General features: G+C 65.5%; 9 protein-coding genes. 4 read left to right on the forward strand and 5 right to left on the reverse strand.

The annotated features are described in order from the left end of the window. Window positions 1-71: 71 nt before the first annotated feature. Window positions 72-488 (forward strand): VOC family protein, encoded by a 417-nt coding sequence (locus tag HMI59_RS14990; protein ID WP_193591742.1) that lies wholly within the window; start codon window positions 72-74, stop codon window positions 486-488. An 85-nt stretch (window positions 489-573) separates the two neighbouring features. Here the strand turns inward: HMI59_RS14990 and HMI59_RS14995 are convergent, their stop codons facing one another. From HMI59_RS14995 to HMI59_RS15015, 5 genes are all read right to left on the reverse strand, one after another. Beyond that, on the reverse strand, window positions 574-2,403 hold the full coding sequence (locus HMI59_RS14995; RefSeq protein ID WP_166185205.1) for an ABC-F family ATP-binding cassette domain-containing protein: 1,830 nt from the start codon (window positions 2,401-2,403) through the stop codon (window positions 574-576). Between the two features lie 54 nt (window positions 2,404-2,457). Next, on the reverse strand, window positions 2,458-3,450 hold the full coding sequence (locus HMI59_RS15000) for a 4-(cytidine 5'-diphospho)-2-C-methyl-D-erythritol kinase (RefSeq protein ID WP_166185203.1): 993 nt from the start codon (window positions 3,448-3,450) through the stop codon (window positions 2,458-2,460). Next, the gene (rsmA, locus tag HMI59_RS15005; RefSeq protein WP_021471465.1) at window positions 3,447-4,328 is read right to left on the reverse strand and encodes a 16S rRNA (adenine(1518)-N(6)/adenine(1519)-N(6))-dimethyltransferase RsmA; all 882 of its coding nucleotides are present in this window, start codon (window positions 4,326-4,328) and stop codon (window positions 3,447-3,449) included. Before rsmA ends, HMI59_RS15000 begins: the two co-directional genes overlap by 4 nt. A gap of 26 nt (window positions 4,329-4,354) precedes the next feature. Beyond that, window positions 4,355-5,506, reverse strand: a complete 1,152-nt coding sequence (locus tag HMI59_RS26040) for a resuscitation-promoting factor (protein WP_193591743.1) — start codon at window positions 5,504-5,506, stop codon at window positions 4,355-4,357. A 287-nt stretch (window positions 5,507-5,793) separates the two neighbouring features. Continuing rightward, on the reverse strand, window positions 5,794-6,690 hold the full coding sequence (locus tag HMI59_RS15015) for a TatD family hydrolase (RefSeq protein WP_193591744.1): 897 nt from the start codon (window positions 6,688-6,690) through the stop codon (window positions 5,794-5,796). A gap of 184 nt (window positions 6,691-6,874) precedes the next feature. On the opposite strand from HMI59_RS15015, the gene HMI59_RS15020 reads away from it, so the two are divergent. The 3 genes from HMI59_RS15020 to HMI59_RS15030 are packed head-to-tail and all read left to right on the forward strand — an operon-like array spanning window position 6,875 to window position 11,973. Beyond that, window positions 6,875-7,996: a MoxR family ATPase gene (locus tag HMI59_RS15020; protein WP_031216222.1), complete on the forward strand. Its 1,122-nt coding sequence runs from the start codon at window positions 6,875-6,877 to the stop codon at window positions 7,994-7,996. A 9-nt stretch (window positions 7,997-8,005) separates the two neighbouring features. Next, complete coding sequence (locus HMI59_RS15025) at window positions 8,006-9,502, forward strand: DUF58 domain-containing protein (protein ID WP_166185194.1); 1,497 nt, start codon at window positions 8,006-8,008, stop codon at window positions 9,500-9,502. After that, window positions 9,499-11,973: a DUF3488 and DUF4129 domain-containing transglutaminase family protein gene (locus HMI59_RS15030; protein WP_370583505.1), complete on the forward strand. Its 2,475-nt coding sequence runs from the start codon at window positions 9,499-9,501 to the stop codon at window positions 11,971-11,973. The genes HMI59_RS15025 and HMI59_RS15030 overlap by 4 nt, the downstream gene beginning before the upstream one ends. Window positions 11,974-12,080 lie beyond the last annotated feature (107 nt).

Here is a 12,080-nt window from a genome sequence, read left to right on the forward strand (position 1 = left end):
CTACGGGCGTTCCTCTATCACATCCCGGCCGCCTACGGGCGTTCCTCTATCACGGCGGATAGGATCCCGGAATGACTCCACTGCAGATTTACGCCCTCTTCCCCGGCACTGCGCGCGAGGCTCTTACCTTCTACGCGGGAGTCTTCGGCGGCTCTCTTGCCCTCTACTCCTATGAGGAATTTGGACGCGTTGACGGACCGGCAGACGCAATCGCACACGGCGTCCTCGACGGACCAGTGAGCCTAGCTGGAGCCGACGCCTCGGAGGGTGGGCCGAGCGTCCGCATGGAGGGCCTCATGCTCTCGCTCCTTGGCACAGCTGCCCCGGCGGTTCTCCACCAGTGGTTCGACAAACTCGCCGACGGCGGCAAGGTAGTCGATCCCTTGGGCCCGAAGCCGTGGGGCGCATCTGATGGTCAGGTGATAGACCGCTACGGCCTGCACTGGCTCCTGGGGTACGAACCGGCCCCGCAAACCGACGGGACGTGAAAGAGCAACCCCCGCAAACCGACGGGACGTGACAGAGCAACCCCCACAAACCGACGGGACGTGAAAGAGCGTTGCTGGGGCGGGCTTACTCCCCGAGGACTTCAGCGGCTTCGAGCCACTCGAGCTCCAGGCCTTCCTTCTCCTCGAGGAGTTCCTGCAGCTTGGCGTTGAGCTCCCCGAGGGCGTCGAAGTCTCCGGATTCGGACTTGGCTGCCATCTGGGCGTGGAGCTTCTCCTCCTGCTGGGCCAACTTTCCGAGCTGACGGTCGATCCTGTTGAGGTCCTTCCGCGCTTCGCGTTTTTCGGCCTCGCTGGGTCCATCCGCCGACGTCGGAGCGGAACCTCCCGCAGAACCGGCGGTAGGTGCGGTGGAACCGCCGAGGGACCCGGAAGCCAGGGCGGCTTCGCGCAGTTCAAGGTACTGGTCCACGCCGCCGGGCAGCCCACGGAGCTTCCCGTCACCGAGCAAGGCCATTTGGTGGTCGGTGACGCGCTCCAGCAGGTACCGGTCGTGGCTGACAACCACCAGCGTTCCGGGCCAGCCGTCCAGGACGTCCTCCACGGCGGCCAGGGTGTCGGTGTCGAGGTCGTTGGTGGGCTCGTCCAGCATGAGGACGTTGGGCTCCCCCACCAGCAGGCGCAGGAGTTGGAGGCGGCGGCGCTCACCACCGGACAGGTCGGAGACCGGCGTCCACTGCTTTTCCTTGGTGAAGCCCAACTGCTCCACCAGTTGCCCGGCCGTGAACTCCTTGCCGCCAACGCTGAACGAGCGCTTCTCGCGTTCAATGACCTCAATGACACGGAGGTCCGAGACCTCGTCAAGTTCCTTCACGTCCTGCGTAAGGACAGCCGTGACCACGGTCTTACCGCGCTTGAGCCGACCCGACGTTGGTTGGATGTCGCCGTTCAGGAGCCGCAGCAGCGTGGACTTGCCGGCGCCGTTGACCCCTACCAGCCCCAGACGCTCCCCCGGCGCCAACCGCAGCGTGATGTTGTTGAACAGCTTCTGCCCGGATTCGCCTCCCTCAAAGTCGAGGGTGATGTTCTCAAGGTCCAGCACGTCCTTGCCCAGCCGGGCGGTGGCCATCTTGCTCAGCGCCACGGAGTCGCGGGGTTCGGGGACGTCGGAGATGAGCTCGTTGGCGGCTTCGATGCGGAACTTGGGCTTGGAGGTCCGGGCCGGTGCGCCACGCCTCAGCCAGGCGAGTTCCTTCTTGACCAGTTGCTGGCGCTTATTCTCGACGACGGCGGCCATGCGGTCGCGCTCGGCGCGCGCCAGGACGTAGGCGGCGTACCCGCCGTCGAACATGTCCACCATGGCGTCGTGGACTTCCCAGGTGTAGTTGCAGACCTCGTCGAGGAACCAGCGGTCGTGGGTGACCACCAGGAACGCGCCTTGGTTGGCGCGCCAGCGTGATTTGAGGTGCCGCGCCAGCCACGCAACGCCTTCGACGTCGAGGTGGTTGGTCGGTTCGTCCAACATGATGACGTCGTGGTCGCCGATCAGGAGCTTGGCCAGTGCCACCCGCCGCTTCTGGCCACCGGAGAGCGAGTGCACGTTGGCGTGCCAGTCAACGTCGCCTACCAGGCCGCCCATGATTTCCCGGATCTTCGGGTTCGCTGCCCATTCGTGGTCCGCTTGGTCGCCGACGATCGCGGCACCCACCGTCAGGTCGCCGTCGAGCACGTCGCTTTGGTCCAGGTAGCCCACAGTGACGTCGTTGCGTTTGGTGACCCGGCCCGAGTCCGGAGTGGATCGCAGCGCAAGCAGCCGCATGAGGGTGGACTTTCCGTCGCCGTTGCGGCCGACCATGCCAATCCGGTCGCCATCCTCCAAACCGAGGGTGACGCCGTCGAGCACGGTGCGGGTGCCATAGGTGACAGAGAGGTTTTCGCCGCCAAGCAGGTGGGCCAATGGGTACTACTTTCTGGAGCTGGTGTGCAGGGAGCTAATAAAGGCAGGGAGCTACTAAAGGAGGGTATCGGAGATGATCCGGGCGCCTGGCACGGGTCCGTGCACAGCGATGGCGTTGTGCCCCCGGTGTGTCAGGTCTTCGGCCAGCACGGAGGCGGCACCGGGATCCCTCGCAAGGAGGGCCACGGTGGGTCCGGAGCCGGAGACCATGCCGGCCAGGGCGCCTTGCGCCTCCCCAAGCCCGATTGTGTCGCGAAGCTGCGGGGCCAGGGCTATCGAGGCTCTTTGCAGGTCGTTGACGAGGACCCGGCTCAGGGTTTCAGGATCGCCGTTCCGTAGGGCCTGGAGGATGGTTGGATCCACCTCCACGGGTTCCGGAACGTCCGCGCCTTCCGAATCCCGCAGCCCGTCCAGGGTGCGGAATACGTCCGGGGTCGACAGTCCGTAGTCGGCGAAAACCAGCACCCAGTCCATCTGTGCTTTGGCCAGTGCCGGCGAGAGCTTGTCCCCTACCCCGAGCCCGACCGCGGTCCCGCCCAGGAGCGAGAACGGCACATCCGCGCCAAGTTCGGCGGCCACGTGCGCAAGTTCCTCGCGGGAGAGGCCGCTGTTCCACAAGGCATCGCACGCCAACAGCGTGGCCGCGGCATCGGCGGACCCCCCGCCCATCCCGCCGGCGACGGGAACGCGCTTGGTGATCTCCAAGTGCACGCCGGTTGGTTTCTCCGACATCTCGGCCATCACAGCGGCTGCCCTGTAAGCCAGGTTGCGCTCATCCAGCGGGATATCGACGCCGTCCAGGTCCAAGGTGCTCGCCGGGCTGATGCTGACGGTGATCCCGGGGGCTTCAGTGCTGGTCGCAGCAACCTCCTCGTACAAGGACACTGCCAGGTAGACGCTGGCCACGGAGTGGTAGCCATCGGGTCGCAAGGGTCCCACGGCCAGCGAGACGTTGACTTTGCCGGGCGCTTTCACCCGGACCGTGCGTGCACGGAAGCGCTCCCCTTGGTAGGGCAGTTCCCCGGGCCTGCGGATTCCCGGGGTCATACTGCTGCGGGGTGGCGCGCTTCGGCGATCCGCACGTACGCGCCAATGTCCAGGACTTCGCCGCGTGCGGTGGGGTCCACCCCTGCAGCTACCAGGCACCGTTCGGCCTCCACGGCACCGCCTGCCCAACCCGCCAGCGCAGCCCTGAGCGTCTTGCGCCGCTGCGCAAACGCGGCGTCGATGACGGCGAAGACCTGGTCCCGCGTCACGTGGGTGGCGGGCGGCTCGTGGCGCGTGAATTCCACCAGGCCCGAATGGATCTTGGGTGCCGGCCAGAACACGTTCATGCCGATCACACCGGCCTTGCGCATGCGCCCGTACCAGGCGGCCTTGACGGACGGGACGCCGTAGATCTTGGAACCTGGCGACGCCGCGAGGCGGTCGGCCACCTCGTCCTGCACCATCACAAGGCCGTGGCGCAGGCCCGGGAAGTGCTGGAGCAGATGCAGCACCACCGGGACGGCCACGTTGTAGGGCAGGTTGGCCACCAAGGCAGTGGGCTCCACCGGCAGTTCGGTCACCTTCATGGCATCGGACAGCACCAGGTGGAAGCGCTCCTCAGCCTGGGGCCGCCAGGTACGGACCGTCTCCGGCAGCTTGCCGGCCAGCACTGGATCGATTTCGACGGCGACCACCTCGCGGGCCGCGTCCAGCAGGCCCAACGTCAGCGAGCCAAGGCCGGGTCCAACTTCCAGCACGGTCTCGTCCGGGTCGATGCCGGCCGCGGACACGATCCTGCGAATGGTGTTGCCGTCGATCACAAAGTTCTGCCCCAGGGTCTTGGTGGGGCGGACACCGATTTCCTCGGCTAACCGTCGGATGTCAGTTGCGCCCAGCAAAGGCGCGACGGCGGCGGGTTCGGAATTCGGTTCAGTCACCTAGGTATCGTATCGTCTGCGCCGGGCTAGGCCGCGTGCGCGCAGCCCCAGTCGCGGAGGCCGTTCTTGGCGTAGAGGCGGTTGGCGATATCGATCTGCTGTGCCTTGGTGGCAAGGTTGGCGGTCGGTGCGTAGGCGCCACCACCGTTGGCGAGCCAGGTGGGGCTGGAGAACTGGAGGCCGCCGTAGTAGCCGTTGCCGGTGTTGATGGACCAGTTGCCGCCGGATTCACACTGGGCAATACGGTCCCACATTGCTTCGTTGGGAGCACCGGTGGGGCCGCTGGATACGGGAGCGGCTGCCTTCGCTGCCGCCACCGGACGTGCCTTGGTTCCAACAGCCACCTTCTCGGTGACGGGCTGGGTGGTCACGTTGCTGGAGACCAGGGTGCGGGAGGCTTCACGGCCATCCACGAGGACCAGCTTGAACGTCTTGACCACGGAGCCGGCGACGCCCTTCTGCGTTACCTTTTCCTCACCCTTGTAGAGCTCCGCGCTTTCGCTCTTGACGCTCTCGAACGGGACTTCCTCGGTGGTCTCGGCAGTCTTGCTGGTGTCCACGCGGGAGACCTTGATGACCATGTCCTGGACAATGGGGGCGTTGCTCGGCTGGGAGACGCGGTCATTGGCACCCACGGTGATCCCGGCGTCCTTGAGGACCTCGGCGACGTCGGAGGCCGTGGTGGTGGTGCTGGTGTCCTTGCCGTCGGCTACGAGGCTGATGGTCTTGGGCGTGGAGATGGACACGAAGGAACCCTGGACTTCGAGGGAAGCATCCTTGGGCTGGGAAATTTCGGAAGAACCGGCGACGCCGAGTTCGCTGACCAGGCCTGCCACATCGGGAGCGTTGGTGTTGACCGTCTTCCGGGCGCCGTCCAGTTCGATGGAGACGGCCTTGGCGAGGTTGACGTTCACCACGGAGCCGTTTTCCACCCGGGATTCCAGCGCGGGAGTCACCCGGTCATCGTTCTTCAGTTCAACCTTGGCTGCTTTGACCACCTGGTCGACGGTTCCGCCAAAGGTCTGGATGGAGCTCACTTTTCCGTCGACGTTCAAGGTGACCGTCTTGTTGTTGCCCACGAAGGCAACAACACCGGCTACCAGTGCCACTAACACCAGCACCTGGGCGCCCACTTTGAGGAAACTGAACTTGCCGTCCGTTGTGAAGAACTTGATCACGTTTGCCCATAACTCTCAGACCATCCGGGCACGGGGAAAAGCGCAAAGAAACACACCAGCGGCAAAACAGAGGGGCCTGGCTCACGCCCGGTCCCACGCTTCACTGCCGGCTGCTGCGCCGTCACGACATTCAACTGGTGAGTCCGGATCCTGCCGAACCAGTTGTCCGAAGGCCTTCCCCGACCCCGGCTATTTGGTTCACAGTAACCGATTTGTTATAAACGAGCCAATCAAAATGCATACCGGGTATTCAGCATCACATCGAATACCTGCACGTCAGATGGCCCTTATGCCCATGATCCGTAGGCATTGACGGTGTTTTCCGCGAGGCGCGAACACAGCTCGGAGAGGTCACCTCCAGTCACATCGGCCATGGAGCGGACAGTGTAGGGAACCATGTAGCTTGCGTTGGGACGTCCCCGGTAAGGGTGCGGGGTGAGGAACGGCGAATCGGTCTCCACCAGCACCCTGGATGGTTCCGCGATGGCCAGGGCGTCCCTGAGGTTCTGCGCGTTCTTGAACGTCATGGTCCCGGCGAAGGACATGTACCAGCCGTTGTCATTGCAGATCCTCGCCAGCTCCTCGTCGCCGGAAAAGCAATGGAAGACCACCCGCTCCGGAGCGCCCTCTTCCTTGAGCACCTGCACCACGTCGTCGTGGGCATCGCGGTCGTGGATCTGCAGGGTGAGGTCAAGGCGCTTGGCAATATCTATGTGGCGCCGGAAGGAATAGCGCTGATGCGCCAGTCCCTCGCCGTGCGTGCGGAAGAAGTCCAGGCCGGTCTCGCCGATGGCACGGACCCTGGGATGGCGGGCAAGGTCTTCGATCTCGGCGAGCGCTGACTCCAGCTCTCCGCGTCCGGCGTAAACGGGAGCATCGTTCGGATGGATCGCCACTGCGCCCAGAAGCCGCGGGTCGGCTTCCACCGCTTGCACGGTGAACCTGGACGACTCGAGGTCGCACCCTACCTGGATGGCTCCTTGAACACCGACGGCGGCGGCTGCGTCCATGGCGTCGGCGACGCTTACCTCGATCAGGCCGTGCCGGAAGTCCAGATGCGTGTGGTTGTCCATCACGGGGACGGGGAGCGGTTGGGGCGCGGGTGGATATTCCTTGCGCGATGCCTTGGCATCGTCTGGGTCTGCGGACGTGCGATAGGGAGCAGGGGCGAGGGAATTGCACATGCTCCCACCTTAATCGGACCGCGGTCCTCCCCCATCCCCGCGGCCCGCGGTGACGAACTCCATGCAGCACACAAATTCCCCCTGCACTATGTCAGCGACGCCCAAAGTCTGGGTAGGCTGGAACGGACAAGGCGGCCAACGCCGGCACGTTGCCGGGCGGGCGGCCACGGCTGAAGGGCATTCCATGGAGTCCAAGCGACGCGCCACTGTTGAACCAGCTTCTTTTCAGGGCGAGGCGTACAGCGCTGTGCCCCTGGACGCTGCAGACAACGGGAATGCTTCGCGCAACCCGGACGCCGTGCACAACGGGCACAAGCCGCACGTCATGGATGCCGAACGCTTCCACGATTCCAGCGAACGGATCCTCGGTGCGATCAGCAAGGTGATCGACGGGAAGGCCGATGCCGCCAAGCTGGCCCTGACGGTCCTTCTGGCCCAGGGGCACCTGCTGCTTGAGGACGTGCCGGGAGTAGGGAAAACCCTGCTGGCAAAGACACTTGCCAGAACCGTTGACTGCACGGTTTCCCGTATCCAGTTCACCCCGGACCTGCTGCCTTCGGATGTCACGGGCGTCTCCATCTATAACCAGTCCTCCCGGCAGTTCGAGTTCCGGCCCGGAGCCGTTTTCGCGAACATCGTGATTGGTGACGAGATCAACCGTGCTTCGGCCAAGACCCAGTCCGCACTGCTCGAGTGCATGGAGGAGCACCAGGTCACGGTGGACGGGCACTCCTATCCGTTGGCCCTGCCGTTCATGGTGGTCGCTACCCAGAACCCCATCGAGATGGAGGGCACCTACCCGCTCCCCGAGGCCCAGCGCGACCGTTTCATGGCGCGCATCTCCATGGGGTACCCGGACCGGGATGCGGAAATCGAAATGCTGGAGACCCACCAGGCTGTTTCGCCCTTGGCCAAGGTGACGCCGGTGGTCACCGCCAACGACGTCGCAGCCATGATTGCCACGGTCCAGCAGGTGTACGTGTCCCCCGCCATCAAGGAGTACACCGTAGCCATAGGCCGCGCCACCCGTGAAAGTGCCCGGTTGCGGTTGGGTGCCAGTCCGCGCTCCTTGCTCCAGTTGCTGCGTGCTGCGAAGGCAACCGCGGCCTTGGACGGCAGGGACTTCGTTCTCCCTGACGATGTGGTGGACGTCGCCGAGTCCGTCCTGGCGCATCGCATCATCCTGGACAGGAAAGCGGCGAGCGCCGGCGACACCCCCCAGACCGTCCTGCGCGGAATCCTTGCCTCGCTCCCGGTCGCCCAGGAACCGCCCGGCGCGTGGCGCAGGGATAAGCAAAGCGCCTAGGCGGTCCGGATGGCACTCGTGGATCGGCTTCCCAAGCATCTGTTCACCAACCGGGGTTGGGGTTTGTTGGCCGCAGGCGTGGTGTCCATCGTCTGTGCCCACATCATGGGCCGGCGCGACTTGCTCACCTTGGCAGTGTTCCTGATTTTGTTGCCCCTTGTGGCACTGGCGGGGGTCCGTATCCTCAAACCTAAATTCCAGGTGTACCGGGAGTTCAATCCCTCCACTGTGGAAACCGCCATGGCAACCACCGTGCGGTTGGCCGTGGCCCGCACCTCGTACGGCACCGGCCAGGTGGTCATGGAGGAGCAGCTTCCGCCCCGTTTCGGGGATCCGCCTGCGTTCCGCTTCCCTGCCCGCTCCGCCACCGGCGGAACCAGCCGCTATGAGTACCACCTCCGTTCCGGGAAGCGCGGCCAATTCCGGATCGGTCCGGTCACCGCGGAGTTCAGCGATCCGTTTGGCCTGTCCTTGCGCCGCCATTCAATCGACGACGGCGACCTCCTCACCGTGACGCCCGCCGCCGTCGAACTTCCCGCGACGGGACTGGCCGGTGCCCGGGGAAATGACGGCGTCACGGCAACCCGGATCCGCGCCAACCCGAGCGATGACGACATCATGACCCGCGAGTACCGCCATGGTGATCCGATGCGCCGGGTTCACTGGCCGGCAACGGCGCGCCACGGGCAATTGATGGTGCGCCAGGAAGAGTCCGTGACCACTCCCGAGGCCACGATCGTCCTGGACCAGCGGCTGGCAGCCTTTGCTCCAAGCACCGGATCGGTCTTCGGGAGCCATGACGAGGACACTGATCTGCTGACCACGCCCGGTTTCGAGTGGGTGGTGACGGCTGCGATGTCCATCAGCGCACACCTGTCCGAGCGGAACTATTCGCTGCGAATGTTGGACGCCTCGGGGCATCCCGCTTTCAGCCACTCAAAATCCGCTCCTGACGCCACCGCGGAGGAATTCAACGGGGCGGGCGGCCTGCACGCCATCGCCGAGGGCCTGGCAGCAATTGAGTTGTCCGGTCCCCGGCATCATCGGCCCGAGCACGCCCGTCAGGACGAAGAAGCGTCTGCGGACCGGCGCAACCCGGGCAGGACCGCTGCTGCCGGCCGAGGCCCTGGCCGCGGCGCCAGGAACGTCGATGAATCGCCGGAAGGCGGAGAATCGGCTTTCGATGACCTGCTCATGGACAAGCTCGCGGCCCATCGGTTGCGCGGCCCCCTCCTGGCGCTGCTTGGCAACCTGACCGTGCCCGAGGCCAAAGCCCTGGCTCCGGCTGCAGCCTACGGGGCCAACGCTTTTGCGCTGCTGGTTACTGATGCCTCCCGCAACAACGAGCAAGTCCTGGAGATTCTGCGGCAGGGTGGATGGCGGGCCGTCGCCGTTACGTCAAGGACGCCGTTGGCGGCTGCCTGGGCCGCGTTCGATGAGGGCGGAATGGTGGCTGCGGCTGCGGCTGCCATGGACGTCCGACGGGGAGCGGCGGTGCCGCGATGACCGTCACTTCGCGGCCGAGTGCAGATCCCCGGAGCAAAACTTCGACGCCGGGCACACGGCGCCGCACCTCGGGCCCGGGTCCGGGCGCGTTCCCTTGGGCGATGGCCGGGGCCATTTCCGTGGGCGTACTGGGTGCCGCGCTTTCACTGAACGGGGTTTTCCGGGGCTGGGCGTGGTTCATGCCGCTGATCACCACCGTGGTTGCCGTGGCGCTGACGCTGGCCGTGTTGCGCTCCTTGCGCGTGCAACCGTTGCTGGCCACCATTGGCTCCTTGGCTTCCCTGATCGGGGTCCTGGCCTTCACGTTCTGCCGGCAGGAAAGCCTCCTGGGGTTCATCCCCACGCCGGAGACGCTCCAGGCAGTGGGAAGGCTCATCAAGCGTGCCGGGGAAACCGTGGTTTCCGAGAGCGCTCCAGTGGCTCCAAACGTCGGCATCGTCTTCGTCACGTGCGCTTGCCTTGGGCTTTTGGTGGTCTTGATCGATGCCTTGGCCGTCCCCCTTTCCATGCCCGCGGCGAGCGGCATCGGCCTGCTGGCCATCATGGTTGTTCCGGCCACCATCAAACCGCAAAGCGTCGGCGTGCCGGGCTTTATTGGCGCGACCATCGGGTTCCTGCTGATCCTCGGCTGCAGCCAATGGTTCGCTCCCGACTCGCGGCTGCAATCCGGGGCTCCGCGGGGCGCGGGCCAGTTCAAGCGCCTGGTGGTCACAGGGGTGCTGACCCTTGGCCTGGCGATGGTGGTGCCGCTGGCAATACCGGGTTTCGACAACGGTACCTTCCCGCAAGGCTCGCGGCTCACGCCGTGGGGAACCTCGAACGGGCTCAACCCCATGATCACCTTGGGCAACAGCCTCCGCAGCCCCAGCGGCGCGGGCCGGATTACTTACGCCACCAGTTCCAGCGGACCTTTGTACCTGCGCTCGGTCACCATTGACCACTTCGACGGCGAAACCTGGGCGCCGGATGATCGTGCCGGCTCGCGGCGGGCGGGGGCGGACCGGATCGAGGCCGGGTACTCCGTCCAGGGAGAAATAGTCAACGCCGTCACGTCCATCAACGCAGGACTCTTCACCAGCCCGTATCTGCCTGCACCCTTTGCACCAGTGTCCGTCAACGGGCTCAACGGACGCTGGACGTGGGACCCCGACACGCTGACCATCATGAGCACGGAAACCAGCACTTTGGCACAGCGGTATGTTGTGTTTTCTGCAGCGCCCAAGGTCACGGCCCAGGCTTTGTCGCAGGCGAACGCTGCGCCCCGCTCCATTTCCGAAGACTTCCTGCGCATCCCCGGAAACCTCCCGGGCATCGTCCGGGACACAGCCCGGACAGTGACGGCATCGGCGGGCAACAATTACGCCAAGGCGCTGGCCATCCAGAAATACCTCCGCTCAGGCGAGTTCATCTACTCCCTCCAGGCTCCGGTCCAAAACGGGTATGACGGCAACGGCCTGTCAGTCCTGGCGGATTTCCTTTCCGTCAAGAGCGGCTACTGCGTCCATTTCGCATCGGCGATGGCTGTGATGGCGCGGGTTGAGGGCATCCCCAGCCGAATCGCCGTCGGATACGCACCGGGCCGGCTGACCGGCGAATCCGTGGCGTTGGTGGGCCAAGGATCCTTCCCCGAGTATGAAGTGGACGCCCGTGATGCCCATGCCTGGCCGGAACTGTACTTCGAAGGCCTCGGGTGGGTTCCTTTTGAGCCGACGCCTTCCCGCGGCGTCGTTCCCGAATATGCCACCGAGGCTTCCACCACCGGAAACCTCAGCACGAACACCGATGAGAAGGACGTTCCCAGCACGGCGCCGACGCCCGTTCCCACCACGGCCCCGCTGCCCGGTATCGACACCCCGGCCCAAGGGCCTGTTCAGGGGAACCCGCTTCCCGCTATTGCCGCGACATCCGCCGCCGTCGTCCTCCTGGCGGCGTTCCTGGGTTCTCCGCGCCTTACCCGCTCCGTGCTTCGCCGCCGCCGGCTGAAGCGCCGCAAACCCGGGGACGACCAGCCACTCCCGGAGTACCCGTCCGCAGGATTGGCATGGGCCGAATTGCTGGACCTGGCCGCGGACTTTGGCGTGCCCTCCACACCAAGCGAAACCCCACGGCACTTCTCGGCAAGGTTCCGCTCCAGCCCGGTGCTTGGTGACCCCGGCGGATTCGACGACGCCGCCCACCGGGCGGTTGCCTCCCTCACCGCCGACTTCGAACGGCAGCGCTATGGCCGCCCCTCGGATACCGCCGCCGCGCCCGCAGCGTCCAGGATCGCCGTCGTCCGTGAGTCGTTGCGCAACAATTCAGGCTGGTGGGTCCGTTTCCGGGCGGACTGGCTTCCGCCGTCGTTGATGCGACGGTGGCTCCACGCGCTCGGCGCGCCTTTCCGGGCGCTGGCCTCGGTCACGAGGCGGGCCGGTGCCGGGCTTGCCAGGTCATGGCGGGGGTTGCGGCAACTGCTCCCCCAGCGCCGCTGACCCGCGCGGGGTCACAACCGGACCCATACAGGGCCGCACAGTAAAAAGACCCTGCCCCTCGGAACGTGTGGTTCCAGGGGCAGGGTCTTTCTTGCATCTACCGGCTT

Origin of the sequence: Paenarthrobacter sp. YJN-5 (genome assembly GCF_015040095.1) — a bacterium.
GTDB classification, from domain to species: domain Bacteria; phylum Actinomycetota; class Actinomycetes; order Actinomycetales; family Micrococcaceae; genus Arthrobacter; species Arthrobacter ureafaciens.